This is a genomic window from Enterobacter sp. R4-368 (assembly GCF_000410515.1).
Lineage (GTDB): Bacteria > Pseudomonadota > Gammaproteobacteria > Enterobacterales > Enterobacteriaceae > Kosakonia.
This window is the reverse complement of sequence record NC_021500.1, coordinates 307,614-325,503: the sequence shown is the minus strand read 5'-3', so window position 1 is coordinate 325,503 and position 17,890 is coordinate 307,614. Positions and strand designations below refer to the sequence as shown.

Annotated in this window: 15 protein-coding genes; 8 read left to right on the top strand and 7 right to left on the bottom strand. The window is 54.9% G+C overall.

The window, feature by feature from the left end; genetic code table 11:
• Positions 1–22: 22 nt before the first annotated feature.
• Positions 23–682 carry an O-methyltransferase gene (locus H650_RS01525; protein ID WP_016495931.1) on the top strand — a complete coding sequence of 220 codons (660 nt, stop codon included), beginning with the start codon at positions 23–25 and terminating at the stop codon, positions 680–682.
• A 110-nt stretch (positions 683–792) separates the two neighbouring features.
• On the opposite strand, the gene hrpA is transcribed toward H650_RS01525, so the two are convergent.
• The gene (gene hrpA / locus H650_RS01520) at positions 793–4,695 is read right to left on the bottom strand and encodes an ATP-dependent RNA helicase HrpA (protein ID WP_044489643.1); all 3,903 of its coding nucleotides are present in this window, start codon (positions 4,693–4,695) and stop codon (positions 793–795) included.
• Positions 4,696–4,896: 201 nt separating this feature from the next.
• On the opposite strand from hrpA, the gene azoR reads away from it, so the two are divergent.
• Positions 4,897–5,502 carry an FMN-dependent NADH-azoreductase gene (gene azoR / locus H650_RS01515; protein ID WP_016495929.1) on the top strand — a complete coding sequence of 202 codons (606 nt, stop codon included), beginning with the start codon at positions 4,897–4,899 and terminating at the stop codon, positions 5,500–5,502.
• A gap of 217 nt (positions 5,503–5,719) precedes the next feature.
• Here azoR and H650_RS01510 read toward each other — a convergent pair whose 3' ends face one another.
• From H650_RS01510 to H650_RS01500, 3 genes are read right to left on the bottom strand one after another with little or no spacing between them, the layout of a single operon-like run.
• Positions 5,720–6,046 carry a YdbL family probable chaperone protein gene (locus H650_RS01510; protein WP_016495927.1) on the bottom strand — a complete coding sequence of 109 codons (327 nt, stop codon included), beginning with the start codon at positions 6,044–6,046 and terminating at the stop codon, positions 5,720–5,722.
• Positions 6,047–6,053: 7 nt separating this feature from the next.
• The gene (locus H650_RS01505; protein ID WP_016495926.1) at positions 6,054–6,245 is read right to left on the bottom strand and encodes a YnbE family lipoprotein; all 192 of its coding nucleotides are present in this window, start codon (positions 6,243–6,245) and stop codon (positions 6,054–6,056) included.
• On the bottom strand, positions 6,242–8,881 hold the full coding sequence (locus tag H650_RS01500; protein ID WP_016495925.1) for a YdbH family protein: 2,640 nt from the start codon (positions 8,879–8,881) through the stop codon (positions 6,242–6,244). The genes H650_RS01505 and H650_RS01500 overlap by 4 nt, the downstream gene beginning before the upstream one ends.
• Before the next feature lie 171 nt (positions 8,882–9,052).
• Here H650_RS01500 and H650_RS01495 point away from each other — a divergent pair, with 171 nt between their 5' ends.
• The 3 genes from H650_RS01495 (at position 9,053) to hslJ (ending at position 10,882) form a co-directional block, all read left to right on the top strand.
• Positions 9,053–9,238, top strand: coding sequence for a hypothetical protein (locus H650_RS01495; RefSeq protein WP_016495924.1), 186 nt, complete (start codon positions 9,053–9,055; stop codon positions 9,236–9,238).
• A 120-nt stretch (positions 9,239–9,358) separates the two neighbouring features.
• Positions 9,359–10,348: a 2-hydroxyacid dehydrogenase gene (locus tag H650_RS01490; protein WP_016495923.1), complete on the top strand. Its 990-nt coding sequence runs from the start codon at positions 9,359–9,361 to the stop codon at positions 10,346–10,348.
• Positions 10,349–10,459: 111 nt separating this feature from the next.
• Positions 10,460–10,882 (top strand): heat shock protein HslJ, encoded by a 423-nt coding sequence (hslJ, locus tag H650_RS01485; RefSeq protein WP_016495922.1) that lies wholly within the window; start codon positions 10,460–10,462, stop codon positions 10,880–10,882.
• Here hslJ and H650_RS24295 read toward each other — a convergent pair.
• The 3 genes from H650_RS24295 to H650_RS01475 all read right to left on the bottom strand — a co-directional run bounded on the left by H650_RS24295 (position 10,876) and on the right by H650_RS01475 (position 13,359).
• The gene (locus H650_RS24295; RefSeq protein ID WP_071925194.1) at positions 10,876–11,142 is read right to left on the bottom strand and encodes a putative hemolysin; all 267 of its coding nucleotides are present in this window, start codon (positions 11,140–11,142) and stop codon (positions 10,876–10,878) included. The genes hslJ and H650_RS24295 overlap by 7 nt on opposite strands.
• A gap of 247 nt (positions 11,143–11,389) precedes the next feature.
• Entirely contained in the window at positions 11,390–12,907 is a 1,518-nt protein-coding gene (locus H650_RS01480) for a sensor domain-containing diguanylate cyclase (protein ID WP_016495921.1), read from the bottom strand.
• 299 nt (positions 12,908–13,206) lie between these two features.
• Complete coding sequence (locus tag H650_RS01475) at positions 13,207–13,359, bottom strand: CPCC family cysteine-rich protein (RefSeq protein WP_110093587.1); 153 nt, start codon at positions 13,357–13,359, stop codon at positions 13,207–13,209.
• A 269-nt stretch (positions 13,360–13,628) separates the two neighbouring features.
• Here H650_RS01475 and nifJ point away from each other — a divergent pair, with 269 nt between their 5' ends.
• The 3 genes from nifJ (at position 13,629) to H650_RS01460 (ending at position 17,884) form a co-directional block, all read left to right on the top strand.
• Positions 13,629–17,153 (top strand): pyruvate:ferredoxin (flavodoxin) oxidoreductase, encoded by a 3,525-nt coding sequence (gene nifJ / locus H650_RS01470; protein WP_016495919.1) that lies wholly within the window; start codon positions 13,629–13,631, stop codon positions 17,151–17,153.
• A gap of 123 nt (positions 17,154–17,276) precedes the next feature.
• Positions 17,277–17,489, top strand: a complete 213-nt coding sequence (locus H650_RS01465; protein WP_016495918.1) for a KTSC domain-containing protein — start codon at positions 17,277–17,279, stop codon at positions 17,487–17,489.
• Between the two features lie 68 nt (positions 17,490–17,557).
• Complete coding sequence (locus H650_RS01460) at positions 17,558–17,884, top strand: antibiotic biosynthesis monooxygenase family protein (RefSeq protein WP_016495917.1); 327 nt, start codon at positions 17,558–17,560, stop codon at positions 17,882–17,884.
• Positions 17,885–17,890: the final 6 nt, after the last annotated feature.

Here is a 17,890-nt window from a genome sequence, read left to right as displayed (position 1 = left end):
CTAATAAACCAGGAGTAATGCTATGCAGCAGAAGTGGTCCGCGGTTGACGAATACTTAGTAAAACAGCTGATTCCGGAAGATGAAATCCTGACTCAGGTGCTGGCAAATAACCAGCGCGCAGGGCTTCCGGCCATTGATGTTTCGCCCGCTCAGGGGCAATTACTGGCGCTGTTTGTGCGCATGGTGCGGGCGAAGCGCATTCTTGAAATCGGTACGCTCGGCGGTTACAGCACGGTGTGGATGGCGCGCGAGCTGCCAACCGGCGGCGAACTGCTGACGCTGGAAGCCGATCCGCTACACGCGGCGATAGCGCGTGAAAACCTGCAGCTTGCCGGGGTGGCGCATCAGGTCACTGTTGCCGAAGGCCCGGCGCTGCAGACGCTGGAAAACCTCGGCGAACGCCCGCCGTTCGATCTGATTTTTATCGACGCCGACAAACCCAATAACCCGAACTACCTGAAATGGGCAATGCACTATGCCCGTCCGGGTACGCTGATTATTGGCGATAATGTGGTGCGCGACGGCGCAGTGACTAACCCGACGACCACCGACGCCAGCGTGCAGGGCGTGCGTAAATTCATTGAGATGATTGGCGCCGACCCGCGCCTGACGGCCACTGCCATGCAAACGGTCGGCGTCAAGGGATGGGACGGCTTTACGCTTGCCTGGGTGAATGCGTAAGGTTACCGGTGCAAATCATTGCGGATGGGAAACTCGCTTAGCTGGCAACACGCGAAAGCGATGATAGTCGCCCGGTAGGCATCGCAACCGGGCTGCTATCAGTTCTCTGTTCAGGCGCTAATCTGCTCCATTGCCTGCAGGATACGCTTATCGGAGATGGGATACGGTGTCCCCAGTTGCTGCGCAAAGTAGCTGACGCGCAGCTCTTCGATCATCCAGCGGATCGCTTTGACATCCTCATCTTCCCGGCGTGCCGGCGGCAGTTTATTCAGCCACTGCTGCCAGGCTTGCTGTGTCTGCTCCACTTTCAGCATCTGCGCGCGGTCGCGGTGCGGATCGACGGCCAGTTTTTCCAGCCGCTTCTCGATGGCTTGCAGGTAACGCAACGTGTCGCCCAGACGGCGGAAACCGTTGCCGGTAACAAACCCGCGATACACCAGCCCGCTCATTTGCGTTTTGATATCCGACAGCCCGAGCGCCATGGTCATATCCACGCGCCCTTTCAGCCGCTTGTTGATATTGAACACCGCCGTCAGGATCTGTTCGACCTGTTTGGCGATCTCCACCACCGTTTCGTTCAGTTCGGCGCGCACTTTTTCATGCAGCGCAGCGAAGCTCTCTTCCGTCCATACCGGGCCGCCCGCGTCATCAATCAGTTTGTCCACGCCGCAGGAAATGCAGTCATCAATCAAATCCAGCACTTTGCCGTACGGGTTGAAATAGAGCCCCAGCTTGGCTTTGTTGGGCAATTTCTCGTGCAGGTATTTAATCGGCGACGGAATATTTAGCAGCAGCAGGCGGCGGATACCGCGCCACATCGCCTGTTGCTGCTCCTGCGGGTTATCAAACAGCTTGATCGCGACACTGTCACGTTCATCGACCAGCGCAGGCCAGGCTTTTACCTTGTAGTTACCGCGTTTTTGCTCGTAGCTTTCCGGCAACTGGCCGAAACTCCAGATATGCAAACCGCTCTGCTCAATGCCGTCATCGGCCACCGCAGAAAGAGTTTCCTGCACTTTGCCTTTCAGGCGCTCTTTCAGTTCGGCCAGCGAGCGCCCTTCCAGCAGCTTCTTGTTCTTGTCATCCACTACGCGGAAGCTGATTTTCAGGTGATCGGGCACCTGATCCCAGTGCCAGTCGTCGCGGTCGACGGTAACCCCCGTCATCCGGCGCAGCTCGCGCTCCAGCGCATCCAGCAATGGCAGTTCCAGCGGTGTAACGCGTCCCAGAAACGCTTCGGCGTAGTTTGGCGCGGGAACGAAGTTGCGCCGCGTCGGTTTCGGCAGTGATTTGATCAGCGCAATCACCAGTTCGCGGCGCAGGCCGGGAATTTGCCACTCAAACCCGCTCTCTTCGACCTGGTTTAATAACGGCAGCGGGATATGTACCGTGACGCCGTCTGCATCCGCGCCCGGTTCAAACTGATAACTCAGACGCAGCTTCAGGTTACCCTGATGCCAGAAGTTGGGGTAATCGAGCTTACTGACGCCCTCTGCGCCCTCTTTAATCAGCATGCTCTTTTCGAAGTTGAGCAGATCGGGGGCTTCACGGCTGGCCTTTTTCCACCAGCTGTCGAAATGGCGGGCGGAAATCACCTCGTGGCTGATGCGCTGGTCATAAAACTCAAACAGCGTTTCGTCGTCCACCAGAATGTCGCGGCGGCGGGATTTGTGCTCCAGTTCTTCCACTTCCGCGCGCAGTTTCAGGTTGTCGCGAAAGAAAGCATGCCGGGTTTGCCAGTCACCCTCGACCAGCGCGTGGCGAATAAAGAGCTCACGACACAGCATCGGGTCGATCTGGCTGTAGTTCACTTTGCGCGCCGCAACGATTGGCAGACCATAAACCGTCACTTTTTCCGTTGCCATTACCGCGCCCTGCGCCCGCTCCCAGTGCGGTTCACTGTACGAACGTTTAATCAGGTGCTGCGCTACTGGTTCAACCCATTCCGGATCGATGCGCGCGGCGATGCGCCCCCACAAACGGCTGGTTTCCACCAGTTCCGCAACCATTGTCCATTTCGGCGGTTTTTTGAATAAACCCGAGCCCGGGAAGATGGAAAAACGGGCATTCCGCGCGCCGGTAAATTCCTGTTTATCGGCATCTTTCATACCAATGTGCGACAGCAAACCGGTTAACAGTGCGATATGAATTTCGCGATATTCCGCAGGCTCGCTGTTGACCGGGATCCCTAACTCTTTCACCACCTGGCGCAGTTGGGTGTAGATATCCTGCCATTCGCGCACGCGCAGATAGTTCAGGTAATCCACCCGGCACTGACGACGGAACTGGTTTGACGAGAGCGCTTTTTGCTGCTCGCCCAGGTAATTCCACAGGTTCACAAAAGCGAGGAAGTCAGACTCTTTATCATGAAAGCGCTGGTGCTTCTCGTCTGAAGCCTGCTTTTTATCCAGCGGTCTTTCGCGCGGATCCTGAATCGACAGCGCCGAGGTAATGATCATTGCTTCGCGCACGCAGCCATGTTTTTGCGCTTCCAGTACCATACGCGCTAAGCGCGGATCGACCGGCAGTTGCGATAGCTGGCGGCCCAGCGGCGTCAGTTTGTAGGCGGTCTGCTGCTCGTCGGTGGTGATCGCGCCCAACTCTTCCAGCAGGCGAACACCGTCCTGAATATTGCGTTTATCCGGCGCTTCAACAAACGGGAAGGCGGCGATATCACCAAGCCCTAAAGCTGTCATTTGCAAAATGACCGATGCCAGGTTGGTGCGCAGAATTTCCGGATCGGTAAATTCCGGGCGTGACAGGAAATCATCTTCTGAATAGAGACGAATACAGATCCCTTCCGACACGCGGCCGCAGCGCCCTTTACGCTGGTTGGCAGAGGCCTGTGAAATCGGCTCAATCGGCAAACGCTGCACTTTGGTGCGATAGCTGTAGCGGCTGATGCGCGCCGTACCCGGATCAATGACATATTTGATGCCCGGTACGGTCAGCGACGTTTCCGCCACGTTGGTCGCCAGCACGATGCGCCGCCCGCTGTGCGGCTGGAATACGCGGTTTTGCTCACTGTTTGATAAACGCGCATACAGCGGCAGGATCTCCGTGTGGCGCAGATCGCGCTTGCTCAGGGCATCAGCGGTGTCGCGGATTTCCCGCTCGCCGCTCATAAAGATCAGAATATCGCCTGCACTTTCGCGCCCAAGCTCATCCACCGCATCGAATATCGCCTGAAGCTGGTCGCGTTCCGTGTCGTCCGCTTCTTCGACAATCGGCCGATAGCGCACTTCCACCGGGTAAGTGCGCCCGGACACTTCGATAATCGGCGCGTTATTGAAATGGCGCGAGAAACGTTGCGGATCGATGGTGGCGGAGGTGATGATAATTTTCAGATCCGGGCGGCGCGGCAGTAATTCACACAGATAACCCAGCAGAAAATCGATGTTCAGGCTGCGTTCGTGCGCCTCATCGATAATGATGGTGTCGTACTGCATCAGCAAGCGATCCTGCTGGATTTCCGCCAGCAGAATACCGTCGGTCATCAGCTTGACCATGGTGCTGTCGCTAACGTGATCGCTGAAACGCACTTTATAGCCAATGCAACCGCCCGGTTCGGTTTTCAGCTCTTCGGCAATACGGTTGGCAACGGTGCGCGCCGCCAGACGACGCGGCTGGGTATGACCAATCATCCCTTTAATGCCGCGCCCCAGCTCCATGCAAATTTTCGGTAACTGCGTGGTTTTACCGGAGCCGGTTTCGCCGGCCACAATCACCACCTGGTTATCGCGGATAGCTTCGAGGATCGCCTGTTTTTTCTGGCTGACCGGCAGGTTGTCCGGGTAATCAATGGTCGGGCGCGCGGCTTCGCGCTGCGCCACTTTTCCGGCGGCTTCGTTTATCTCTTGCGCCAGCGTCTGCAGCAGTGCTTGCTGAGATTCAGGATTTTTAACTTTCTTGCTGCCATGCAGGCGGCGGGCGAAGCGCTGCTGGTCGCGTAGCATCAGGGTGCTGAGCTGCGCGCTGAGATCGGTAATCGTCAATTTCTGTTGTTCTGTCATAGCGTTATTGGGCAGAGCACTGCCGGGAAACATCTTAAGTTCGCAATCGCAGTAGGATAGCACATCGCCGCAACCCTTTTCTTGTTCAAGAAATTCGAACATAGGATTCGATATATTGCGCTATTCATGTAGAGATTTTGTGAATAGAGTGTCATGACGTCACGGGGCAACCCATTGCAAATACAATAAAGGAAACACCCAATGAGCAAAGTTTTAGTTCTTAAATCCAGTATTCTGGCAGGGTACTCACAGTCTGGTCAGTTAGCCGATTATTTCGTTGAACAGTGGCGTGAAAAACACGCGGCGGATCACATTACCGTGCGTGACCTGGCCGCTAATCCGATCCCGGTGCTGGATGGCGAACTGGTTGGCGCGCTGCGCCCAAGCGATGCCCCGCTGACACCGCGTCAGCAGGAAGCACTGGCACTCTCCGACGAGCTGATTGCTGAGCTGCAAGCGCATGACGTGATTGTCATTAACGCCCCGATGTACAACTTCAACATCCCGACGCAGCTGAAAAACTACTTCGACCTGGTGGCACGTGCTGGCGTAACGTTCCGTTATACCGAAGCAGGTCCGGAAGGGCTGGTGAAAGGTAAACGCGTCATCGTGGTTTCCAGCCGTGGCGGTATCCATAAAGACACTCCGTCCGATCTGGTTGCGCCGTACCTGAAATTGTTTCTCGGCTTTATCGGCATTACCGATGTGAACTTTGTCTTCGCAGAAGGTATTGCTTACGGTCCGGAAGTGGCGACCAAAGCGCAGACCGACGCCAAAGCCGCAATCGACAGCCTGGTGGCTGCCTAAGATTTCCCCCTCTCACCTCCTGGTGGGAGGGTGCTTTTCCCCGCTTTTCCGGCTATTCACCTTCCGCAATATTATCGGCTGGATGCTTACCCGCGCCGCCTGTGGTTACGACATATCCCGCTTTTTTATCAAACCCATGACGCGGTGGCTGATTCACCGGAGTGCGAAAGCGCTGGCAGGTTGCCCCAGCACCTTGCTCAGGAAGGTAACGCGCCGCTTACGGTTTCTTCATCCATTTACCGTTAATGCCCTGCACGTAGTCGCCGGGCTTCGCGCGTTCCACCAGTTTCTGTCCGGCCATTCTGGCCACGTCATCCACCGCGATGTTGTTGCGATCGGCCAGTTGCTGGTAGCTCTCAGTACGCGCTTTGTTAATGCGTTCCACCAGCGCCAGCGTCTCTTTATCCTGGCTTATCGGCGCGACATAGCCATTGAGTGTTTCACCGACGCGCCCCTGGGTGCGGGCCTCATCAAGCGTCAGCGCCTGAGCGGTTGCGCTGAAAAGGCCAACGGCCAGCAGCGCGCTTATGACACGTTTTTTCATCATCGCCTCAGAACAAGTCGCTGCGGGTTTTCAGCAGGGTTTCGACGTCTTTATCCACTTTGATGTGGATTTCATGCTCGATCTTCACGTTCATATTGATGGTGATCGGCTCCTTCGGCGCCGCCACCTCAATACGCGGCGTGCAGGCAGCCAGCAGCATTGTCGCCATCAATACGGGCACGGCTTTCAGGGTTCTCATTTTTTATCCTCACACTCTTCGCCCTTCGCGCAGCGGGCTTGCGGTAGCGCCGCGTGTTGCTCAAGCCATGACTGCAAATTGTCGCCAAAACGTAAACTGCGCCATAAGGTGAATACATTCTCCTCATGGGTATAGTTCAAATTCACGGTACTGCTTTTGCCATCGACAAAACTGGTGCCGCGCAGGGTGGCCTGCAGCGTCAGCAACCCCAAATTATCCAGATTGATCTTCGTCCATGAGCGGGAAATTTCCATATAGCGCAGCCAGTTAATCGCCGCGCCCGCTGCCATGTTGTCCTTCACCACCGCGTCAGCGGTATCTTTATCGATCCGCAGCGTCATCGGGCCGGGGTTATGCAACCAGCCATCTTTAATGATCCATTGCGGGTTATCCAGCCACAGCGGCAGCGCGCCGTCAAACGGCCCGGAAAGCGCGAACTGCTTCGGATTCACTGCGCTTATCAACTCACTGGCGGAAATGTGCTTCAGACGCAGCAGTGCCGGGTCGTGCTGCGGCATACGTAGCTGCTGCATGGTCACTTTTCCGCCCAGTACATCGACGCTGACATCGCTTAAAACGAGTGGATTATCCTCGCTCCACGGCCACGCGCCCTGCAAATCAGCGGTGATGTTTTTCGCCGTCACCTGGTTTGTTATCTCACCGATGCGCAATGAAACCGGTCTGCGGGTTCCCAGTTGCCAGCGCCCTTCGCGGTAGCGGAATGGCAGCACAAAATCGACGCCGCTGATTTGGTTGTCCGGCGTCCAGACACTGCCGCTTTTTAGCACACCGTGACCGCCCGCTTCAAAACCCTGGTCCGCTGCGGCGGAAAAGGCGACCTGCGCATACAGTGCGCCATTGAGCAGCTTCATTTTCCAGTCCGGGGGAATAAGCGGCTGGAATACCGAGAGCGCCTGGCGCGGCCACCATGCCTGCCCGCGTAAACGCTCACCGTCCCAGCGGCCATTAACCTGCACCGGGCCAATCGTGTCGGCCTGCAACGCCCCCTTAAACTGGAACATGGTTGGATCGTTGCCTTCGACGCTGAATGTCAAGGTCGAAGGCGGTAAGACACTTCCCGCGCTGAAGCTGGTTTGCCCGGCATCCAGCGTCAGTGCGCCGGTGAACTGCGGATTTGCCGCGTCACGCACCCACTTTACTGGTGCATCCAGCACTAACCGGGGCGCAGCCATGTGCATCGCGCCATATTGCAACTGGTCAAAGCCGGTCGAGAGATCGTTAAGTGTGATCGTGTTGTTATTCCATTCGCCGCGACCGGCGACATCCCAGCGTGCGTTCATCGGCGTGAAATTGCCGTCGCCCCAGTAGCGCCAGCGCCACAGGCCGTTATCCGGCAGAAAATCCTGCGCCTGACCATCAAGGTGCAGACGGAAATCCCCCATCGCATTTTCATGCACGCGAAGGATGGCCTGCAAACGCCCGTCAATACCATGCTGAGTGAGTTTGACGCCCGCCAGCGGCCAGCGCACTTCATCAATATTTAACGAATCAATCACCTGTCCGCGCGAGCGCAGCAACGCGCCAGGCGTAAAAGCCAGTTGCGGATCGTCAATACTGCCGCTCAGATGGGCGGGAAGCACCGCATAAAACACCAGATCGCCCTGCTTTGCTTCTCCGGTCAGCCGCAGCGGCATATCGTTATTGTCGCTACCAAGACGGCCAGGGCCAATTGTCAGTACCGCGTTACCTTTCCCGGCGTCGCCCTGCGTCAGCACGTTTAACCGGCCACTGAACTGCGCCTTTTCCAGCCCCTGTTGCCAGTTATCCACTTTTAAACCGACCCGACCGCTCAGCGGAAAACCCTGATAGGGCCAGCTCCAGCGTCCATCGCTGATGGTCAATTGTTCGGGCGTAAGCTGCCACGGCAGATCGAGTAGCGGATCGCCCTGATCGCGCGCCATAACCACCAGTTGCCCTTCGTTATCGCGCCAGTCGAGATCGACATCCACCACGCCCGGCTGCTGCGACAGGGTTAAGGTGCTTTCCATATGTCCGTTAACGGGTACGCTGTCTGGAACATCCGGCAGGGTAAATTCGCCACCGAGTGTAAACGGCGGCTGATCATCGACAAGACGCAGCGCCATGCGGCTAACCGTCAGCGTCTGCCCGTGCAGGCGCGCGCTAAGTTCAATGCGCTCGCCGGAGTATGTGAGTTGCTGCGCATCCGGTGTCAACGAGGCGGATAATTTACCTGCCCACGTTTTCCACGGCGAAACGGTAAAACGCTCCACCGTCAGCCAGCTATAAGGCAGCATGGCTTGCCATTCGGCCAGCGTACGCGGCGCGGCAGAAACAGTTTCACTTTGTGGCAGTTTATTCAGGCAGGCGGTGTTAATATCCAGCGCGCCAATATGAAGCTGCCAGCGGCTGGGGTGTGTGAGTTCGGCGTTCTGTAATGATGCCAGTTGACAATCACCGACCAGATAGCGCAGATCGGGGATGTTTAACGCGTGTCGGGTGAATCGCGGGCTCTCCTCCATCGCGATACGCGTGCCGGCTGGCAACCAGATCCCGACCAGCGTCGGCACCCATTGCGCAAGCGTCAGCAGCAGCGTAAGCGGCAACAGAAGGAACAGTAACACCAGTGCGATGGCGGCTTTGTATTTACCCTTCATGGGTAGCTAATATCCTGATTTTGCATATGATTAAGCCGATTCTGGCGGTTATTGTGGCATGTTTGACCGTCCCTTTGAAGGCGCGAGTCGCTTTAATCATAGTCTGGCGAGTGCATTTTCAGTAGTTACAGAAAATAGTGTTTTAATATCATTAACTTATGGATTAAGCGTATGTTCACGAAAGGCTCTTTAATTCGCGGCTGGTTTATCGGTACCACCGTTTTCACCTGCTTTACCTTCAGCGATTATCTCAGTGCTAATTACTTTCACGACTCCAAAATTCCATGGCTTATCGGCGTATTCACCGCTCTGGCGATCAACTGGAGCGCCATTGGCTCGTTGAAACAATTGCGCTAGCAGCGGATATACTGAAACTGGACACATTCACCGCACCCATGGTTGTCAATAAAATTTGAACGTTTACATAATAATTTTAAAACGTGATAATGTGGGTAGAAAACCATTGGAGAAAGTCTTATGAAACTCGCGATATACAGCACAAAGCAATACGATAAAAAGTATTTGCAGCAGGTAAACGAGAAATATGGCTACGATCTTGAATTTTTCGACTTTCTGTTAACCGAAAAGACTGCCAAAACCGCGAACGGCTGTGATGGGGTCTGCATTTTTGTTAACGACGATGGCAGCCGCCCGGTGCTGGAAGAGCTGAAAAAGCTTGGCGTGAAGTTTATCGCCCTGCGCTGTGCCGGGTTCAACAACGTTGATCTCGACGCGGCAAAAGAGCTGGGGTTGCAGGTCGTGCGTGTTCCGGCCTACTCACCGGAAGCGGTGGCAGAGCATGCCATTGGCATGATGATGACCCTGAACCGTCGCATTCACCGCGCGTATCAGCGTACCCGCGATGCTAACTTCTCCCTGGAAGGGCTGACCGGTTTCACCATGTACGGTAAAACGGCGGGCGTTATCGGCACCGGTAAAATTGGCGTTGCCGCCCTGCGCATTCTGAAAGGGTTTGGCATGCGCCTGCTGGCGTTCGACCCGTACCCGAGCGCAGCGGCGCTGGAGCTTGGCGTGGAGTATGTTGATCTGCCGACGCTGTTTTCGCAGGCGGATGTTATCTCCCTACACTGCCCGCTCACCCCAGAAAACTTCCACCTGCTTAACCGCGACGCCTTTGCTCAGATGAAAGATGGCGTAATGATCATCAATACCAGCCGCGGTGGATTAGTGGATTCGCAAGCGGCGATAGAAGCGCTGAAAACGCAAAAAATCGGCGCGCTGGGAATGGATGTGTATGAAAACGAACGCGATCTGTTCTTTGAAGATAAATCCAACGATGTTATTCAGGACGACGTGTTCCGTCGCTTATCAGCTTGTCACAACGTGCTGTTTACCGGTCACCAGGCATTCCTGACGGCCGAGGCGTTGATTAGCATTTCCGAAACAACGCTGGAAAACCTGCGCCAGTTACGCGACGGCGAAGCCTGCCCGAACGTGCTGGCCTGATTGTCCGGGGTTCCCCTGCCTGCACGGGAACCCTTTCGGACAAACCCCGATGACGCCCAGGCTTAGCCTGTTAGAATCCCCCACGTGATGGATAACCCCTTAGAGGACGAGATGAAGAAAATTATGACTTTGGTTGCGTTGAGCGTAGTGCTTTCTGGCTGCGTGAGTTCCCGCACCGACACATTGAAGCCACAGCAACTGGCAGATCAGCGTTTTGTGCTGACCACTGTGAACGGCCAGGCCGTGCAGGGTAATGGCCCGGCCCCGGAAATCCGTTTTGATAAAGACCTGCGCGTGTCCGGCAAAATGTGCAACGGCTTTATGGGCCAGGGAAAACTCTCTGAAGGCAAATTGACCGTCAAACAGATGGGCATGACCATGATGCTCTGCCCTGACCAGCAGCGTAATGAACTGGACCACACCATTAATGCGATGCTCAGCGAAGGTGCGCAGGTTGATCTTACTGACAACCAGCTGACGCTGGCGACGGCGACGCAAACCCTGATTTACACGCGCGCGGCGAAGGCTCAGTAACTGCCGCAGCTTCCGGTGGCAAGCGACTGTTCACTGCAGCGTTTGCCATTTGGTAAGGCGCACATTCCCACCATTGAACCATCGAGTTGCCGGGCAACAGACAACGAACCACCAATCATCGCACAGTTCGCCTGACCACCATTTGACATTGCGGCTTTAAGCCCCGGCGCTACGTGTGCTGCAGTCGCTTGCTGAACGGGTTCACTGCTGCATGCCGATAATAATAAAGCGGCACATCCTACTAAAAACGCTGCGCGCATTTCTCTCCCCCTGCCCCTGTGTCCTCAGGATAATTTAAAAAAGCGAAACCCAAGCATCATAGGCAGCAAGACGCAATACGTCGAGAGCTGAAAAGCATCTTTATGCGACCTGGAAACATTTTTTTGCGTTTTTTTGGGCGGGTGAACACAATTCGTCGCAAACCGCGATTCAGCGGGTTCGTCAACTCAGGTTCAGTGGCAGGCGTTCCGCAGGCTACATCGCCACGAATGGCACGCTTTGGGCGTATCACGCAATTTGGCGGTTTGAGGTAACAACACGGTCGCGTCCTGAAGATTTCGCTGCGTAAAGCGCCTCATCGGCGAATTCGATGAGCATCGCCTCGCGCCCCTTCAATGCGGTGGCAGATCCGGCGGCAACACCAATGCTCACACTCACGACGCCAAGCGGGCTTTGCTGGTGGGGAATATTCGCAAGCTTAATATTATGGCCTATCTTTCTGGCAATATTTCCGGCGGAATTCTCATCCGTTTCAGGCAGAATGACCACAAACTCTTCTCCGCCATATCGGGCGGCCAGAAAAGAAGTTTCGCTAATGGTCTTTTTCAAATTTTCGGCGACTGCCTGTAAACAGCCGTCACCGGCAATATGCCCGTAATTGTCGTTATATTTTTTAAAGTAATCGACATCAATTAATAGCAGTGCAATCTGCTGTTTGTTGCTGGTACATTTTGCCACTTCGTCCACTAAAGCCTCATCGAATTTGCGCCGATTCGCCAGCCCGGTTAAGCCATCTTCCGTGGCCATCACTTGCAATTCGGCATTCGCCGACGCCAGAGACTCTTTTGCTGCCGACAGCTCTTTGCCGATGCGGATACGGTTGCGAACATCCTGAATAAGGTAATAGCTGGAGAAACTGACGCAGCCGATAAGAAACAGAATGATCGCAGCAAGAATTTCAGACTGACGACGCCATGAAGCCATGGCTTCATCGATGCTAACGGCAACGGTTGTCACCAAACCATAGCGTTTATTTTTTTGAAATGAATAAATGCGCTCTATTTTATCGAAACGCGATACTGACGTTGCGATCCCGGAATTCCCTCTTTTTAAATAATCCGTAAATAATGGCGAGTCCGAAATTTCCTTACCCATATATTTATCATCAAAAGGATAACGTAAAAGCACGATCCCCGCGTCGCTGGTTAACGCAATCGCGCCCTGCTTTCCAATGTCCAGCTTTCCATAGGTTTGCAAAAAATTGGCGATGTTCAGCGTCAATACAGCAACCCCTTTAAAATTCCCTTCGTTATCCTCCAGCCGTCGACTCACGGTGATCACCCACTGGCCATTTGTTCTGCTCACCACAGGCGGGCCGATAAAGATCTCCTTTGAATTATTATCCCGGTGGTGGATGAAGAAAAAGCGGTCAGCGCTATTACTCCTGCCCAAAAAATTCTCCTGCAAAGCGATAACTTTATTTCCTTTATCATCATAAATAATAATGTTATTCAGCTGGGTGAGAAGCAGGTTCTGGTCGGCGAGTATTTTCTTAATATTCACTAACTGAGCGGGATCCATGCCATATATTTCCGTTATGTCAGAAATGTTTTTTATCAACATCTCGCTTTGCCGGATAATTCCCTCTGAATAGGTATCGAGGGTATGGCTCAGGTTGGATATATTCGTATTAAGTTCATTCCGCGTATGGTTTTTGGTACTCAGGATCTGAACAATCAGCGTGATGGATATCGCGAAAAAGACAACAGTAATGAAACTTGCCGCAAAAAAGATCTCTTTTTTCATCTTATTTTTACCCGCTACGACTCCTTCACAAGCACGACTGTAACTGTAAATCTTAAGTATCAAAAACACACATCTAAAGTTTTGAGAGCATTTAATTCAGTAAGTTATTTACTGTACTCAAACGCAACGGCCGATAATAGCAGGATTGCAAATCCTTGTTTGTTAAGAACTGATGACCATCTTCTTTTTAAACAAGGCGCGATTACCCACCGCCATCATTTACCGTACATGGTCATTGCGATGATTCCACGTTCTCTTATCGTGCAGCGCGACGATCGTTGCTGCTTTACACGCCCAATTTATGCGGGAAATTGTCGACGATACGCTTTTTTAGCGTCATTAAGACTCTGCGCATTAGCCCCACCAGCCAAATCGGGGTTGTCTGCCTGCAGCGGATCATCTTCCCAGTGGCAAACAGGGCAGCTCTCCCACGCACCGCTTTGTTTCGCCACCGCAGCAAGGGCAGCGCAAAAGCTGTCTTGTCATTGATTTTCTCCCTCATTAAATGCATTCCGGCGCGAGAGTAACAGGAAACGCCTGCACACGTGTCACCAGGTCTCGCCATCACCTGCCATTAAATCGCAATTCATTGATTCCCGTTATACCTCAGGACACAAAAGCGAAAATTGCGCGCGCAGTGGTTTGCTAAAATAACAGGATAACTACAGGGCTTGCCGCCGTTTCACAAGCCCCTTCCTATTGAGCAATGCAAGGGTGCCATATGATTACTATTGACGGTAATGGCGCGGTCGCGTCAGTCGCTTTCCGCACCAGTGAAGTTATCGCCATATACCCCATTACTCCCAGCTCGACGATGGCTGAACAGGCCGATGCCTGGGCCGGAAACGGCCTGAAAAATATCTGGGGCGACACGCCGCGCGTCGTGGAAATGCAGTCGGAAGCGGGGGCGATTGCCGCCGTACACGGAGCTTTGCAGACCGGTGCGCTCTCCACCTCGTTTACCTCATCGCAGGGTTTGCTGCTGATGATCCCCACGCTTTACAAGCTGGCGGGCCAGTTAATGCCATTTGTTCTGCACGTCGCCGCGCGTACCGTTGCCACCCACGCACTCTCTATTTTTGGCGATCATTCCGACGTGATGGCGGTTCGCCAGGCCGGTTGTGCGATGCTCGCTGCCGGTAGCGTGCAGGAAGCACAAGATTTCGCGCTCATTTCGCACATGGCGACACTGAAAAGCCGGGTGCCATTCATTCATTTCTTTGATGGTTTTCGCACCTCGCACGAAATTAACAAAATCGTGCCGCTGGCGGATGACACCATTCGCAACCTGCTTCCTCAGGCGGAAATTGATGCGCATCGTGCCCGCGCGCTCAACCCGGAACATCCGGTGATCCGTGGTACTTCTGCCAACCCGGACACCTATTTCCAGTCTCGCGAAGCGACCAACCCGTGGTACAACGCGGTGTACGCGCACGTTGCGCAGGCGATGGACGATTTCGCTACCGCCACCGGGCGGCAGTACAAACCTTTTGAATATTATGGTCACCCGCAAGCCGATCGCGTGATCGTGCTGATGGGCTCGGCGATCGGTACCTGCGAAGAGGTGGTCGATGAGCTGCTGACGCGCGGGGAAAAAGTCGGCGTGTTGAAAGTGCGCCTCTATCGCCCGTTCAGCGCCGCGCATCTGTTGTCCGTGTTGCCGGAAAGCGTGAAAACCGTTGCCGTGCTGGATCGCACCAAAGAACCGGGCGCCCTGGCCGAACCACTGTATCTGGATGTGATGACCGCGCTGGCAGAAGCGTTTAATAACGGTGAGCGGGAAACCCTGCCGCGGGTGGTTGGCGGGCGTTACGGTCTGTCGTCAAAAGAGTTTGGCCCCGAATGCGTGCTGGCCATTTTTAACGAGCTGTGCGCGGCGAAGCCCAAACCGCGTTTTACCGTCGGTATTTACGACGATGTGACCAACCTTTCTCTGCCGCTACCGGAAAACACCCTGCCGTCGCATGCGAAATTAGAAGCGCTGTTCTATGGGCTCGGCAGTGACGGTAGCGTGTCGGCGACCAAGAACAATATCAAGATTATCGGTAACTCTACGCCGTGGTATGCGCAGGGTTATTTTGTCTATGACTCGAAAAAGGCTGGCGGCCTGACGGTTTCGCACCTGCGCGTCAGTGAAAAACCGATCAACTCGGCTTATCTGGTGTCGCAGGCGGATTTTGTCGGTTGCCACCAGTTGCAGTTTATCGATAAGTACCCAATGGCCGAGCGCCTGAAACCGGGCGGTATTTTCCTGCTCAACACGCCTTACAGCGCCGATGAAGTCTGGTCACGTTTGCCGCAGGAAGTGCAGGCGGTGCTCAACCAGAAAAAAGCGCGTCTCTATGTGGTTAACGCCGCGAAAATCGCCCGTGAATGTGGACTTGCCGCCCGCATTAACACCGTCATGCAAATGGCGTTCTTCCATCTCACAAATATTCTGCCGGGCGACAGCGCGCTGGCTGAATTGCAGGGTGCGATTGCCAAAAGCTATAGCAGTAAAGGTCAGGAGCTGGTGGAGCGAAACTGGCAGGCGCTGGCGATGGCCCGCGAATCGCTGTTCGAAGTACCGCTGGAAGCGGTTAATCCGCAAAGTGCCCATCGCCCGCCGGTGGTCTCCGATTCGGCCCCCGATTTTGTCAAAACCGTGACGGCGGCCATGCTGGCCGGTCTTGGCGATGCATTGCCGGTCTCCGCGCTGCCGCCGGACGGCACTTGGCCGGTGGGCACCACGCGCTGGGAGAAACGTAATATCGCCGAAGAGATCCCTGTCTGGAAAGAGGAGCTTTGCACCCAGTGTAACCACTGCGTTGCCGCCTGCCCGCACTCGGCGATCCGCGCCAAAGTGGTCTCGCCGCAGGCGATGGAAAACGCCCCGTCGAGCCTGCATTCACTGGATGTGAAATCCCGCGATATGCGCGGGCAGAAATATGTGCTGCAAGTCGCGCCGGAAGATTGCACCGGCTGTAATCTGTGTGTGGAAGTTTGCCCGGCAAAAGATCGCCAGAACCCGGACATCAAAGCCATCAACATGATGTCGCGCCTTGAACACGTTGAAGAAGAGAAAGTGAATTACGACTTCTTCCTCGACCTGCCGGAGATCGACCGCAGCAAACTGGAGCGCATCGACATTCGTACCTCGCAGTTGATTACCCCGCTGTTTGAGTATTCCGGGGCGTGCTCAGGCTGCGGCGAAACGCCGTATATCAAACTGCTGACGCAACTGTATGGCGACCGCATGATGATCGCCAATGCCACCGGTTGTTCATCGATTTATGGCGGTAACCTGCCTTCGACGCCTTACACCACCGATGAAAACGGGCGCGGGCCGGCGTGGGCGAACTCGCTGTTTGAAGATAACGCCGAGTTCGGCCTTGGGTTCCGCTTAAGTGTGGATCAGCACCGCCAGCGTGTTATGCGATTAGTTGATCAATTCGCTGAACATATTCCGGCGGAACTGAACGCGGCATTGCACGCGGAAGCGACCCCGGAAGCGCGCCGCGCACAGGTGGCAGAGCTGCGCACCGCGCTGGCGTCTGTGGAAGGTGCGCAACAACTGTTGACCGATGCCGATGCGCTGGTCGAAAAATCGATTTGGCTGATTGGCGGCGACGGCTGGGCGTACGATATCGGCTTTGGCGGCCTCGATCATGTGCTGAGCCTGACCGAGAACGTCAATATTCTGGTGCTGGATACCCAGTGTTACTCCAACACCGGCGGCCAGGCCTCAAAAGCCACCCCGCTCGGTGCGGTGACCAAATTTGGCGAGCATGGCAAACGCAAGGCGCGCAAAGATTTGGGCGTCAGCATGATGATGTACGGCCACGTTTACGTCGCGCAGATTTCGCTCGGCGCGCAGCTCAACCAGACGGTGAAAGCCATTCAGGAAGCAGAAGCCTACCCCGGCCCGTCGTTGATTATTGCTTACAGCCCCTGTGAAGAGCACGGCTATGATTTGGCGCTGAGCCACGATCAGATGCGCCAGCTCACCGCGACCGGCTTCTGGCCGCTGTACCGCTACGATCCGCGCCGTGAGGAAGAAGGGAAAGTTCCGCTGGCGCTGGACTCGCGGCCGCCGTCCGATGCGCTGGCGGAGACCCTGCTTAATGAGCAGCGTTTCCGTCGTCTCAATGCGCAGCAGCCGGACGTGGCGGAACAATTATGGAAAGATGCCGCCGCAGACCTGCAAAAACGCTATGACTTCCTGGCCCGGTTGGCAGGGAAAGCGGAGAAAAACGCGGCGGAGTAAGCCAGCCGCTGAAAAAGCCACCGGTTAACGCTGGTGGCTTTTTTAACGCACCGATTTAGCATGACACCCGCAGGAAGCGCGCTGATAATCACAATTTCAGTCCGCACGGCAAGGAGCGAATTTATGCATCATCACTCAGTTACCTCATCACGCATCGCTTCTGTCGGTTATGACGAACGCACCCGCACGCTGGAAATCTGTTTTCACGATAAAAGTGTCTACCAGTATCAGGGCGTGCCGGAACGTATCTTTTCCCTGTTTCTTACCGTGGTGTCCAAAGGCCGTTTTTATGATGGCGTGGTAAAAGGCAAATATCCGGAAAGAAAAGTCGCCTGAACAGGTAGCTACCGCTGCGTAAAATTCCTGTCAGGATGGAGAGCAGACAACCCGCATCAGGAATCGCCATGCCAGCATTTAACCACCCCACTCCCTATTACGCAGTGATTTTCACCTCCGTGCGCACCGCCGTTGATGATGGCTACGGCGCCATGTCCGATCGCATGATGGAACTGGCGGTGACTCAACCCGGCTTCCTGGGCGTGGATTCCGCCCGTGAAGAGGTTGGTATTACCGTCTCTTACTGGACATCGCTTGACGCTATCAAAAACTGGAAGATGAACGCCGGGCATCTGATTGCGCAGAAAACCGGGCGTGAAAAGTGGTATCACTCGTTCACGACCCGCATCTGCCTGGTGGAAAAAGAGTATTCTTTTCAGGCGCAGGACCAGTAACAGTGT

Coding starts and splice junctions, on each gene's coding strand:
- H650_RS01525 (WP_016495931.1), top strand. CDS start 23: ATGCAGCAGAAGTGGTCCGCGGTTGACGAATACTTAGTAAAACAGCTG.
- hrpA (WP_044489643.1), bottom strand. CDS start 4,695: ATGACAGAACAACAGAAATTGACGATTACCGATCTCAGCGCGCAGCTC.
- azoR (WP_016495929.1), top strand. CDS start 4,897: ATGAGCAAAGTTTTAGTTCTTAAATCCAGTATTCTGGCAGGGTACTCA.
- H650_RS01510 (WP_016495927.1), bottom strand. CDS start 6,046: ATGAAAAAACGTGTCATAAGCGCGCTGCTGGCCGTTGGCCTTTTCAGC.
- H650_RS01505 (WP_016495926.1), bottom strand. CDS start 6,245: ATGAGAACCCTGAAAGCCGTGCCCGTATTGATGGCGACAATGCTGCTG.
- H650_RS01500 (WP_016495925.1), bottom strand. CDS start 8,881: ATGAAGGGTAAATACAAAGCCGCCATCGCACTGGTGTTACTGTTCCTT.
- H650_RS01495 (WP_016495924.1), top strand. CDS start 9,053: ATGTTCACGAAAGGCTCTTTAATTCGCGGCTGGTTTATCGGTACCACC.
- H650_RS01490 (WP_016495923.1), top strand. CDS start 9,359: ATGAAACTCGCGATATACAGCACAAAGCAATACGATAAAAAGTATTTG.
- hslJ (WP_016495922.1), top strand. CDS start 10,460: ATGAAGAAAATTATGACTTTGGTTGCGTTGAGCGTAGTGCTTTCTGGC.
- H650_RS24295 (WP_071925194.1), bottom strand. CDS start 11,142: ATGCGCGCAGCGTTTTTAGTAGGATGTGCCGCTTTATTATTATCGGCA.
- H650_RS01480 (WP_016495921.1), bottom strand. CDS start 12,907: ATGAAAAAAGAGATCTTTTTTGCGGCAAGTTTCATTACTGTTGTCTTT.
- nifJ (WP_016495919.1), top strand. CDS start 13,629: ATGATTACTATTGACGGTAATGGCGCGGTCGCGTCAGTCGCTTTCCGC.
- H650_RS01465 (WP_016495918.1), top strand. CDS start 17,277: ATGCATCATCACTCAGTTACCTCATCACGCATCGCTTCTGTCGGTTAT.
- H650_RS01460 (WP_016495917.1), top strand. CDS start 17,558: ATGCCAGCATTTAACCACCCCACTCCCTATTACGCAGTGATTTTCACC.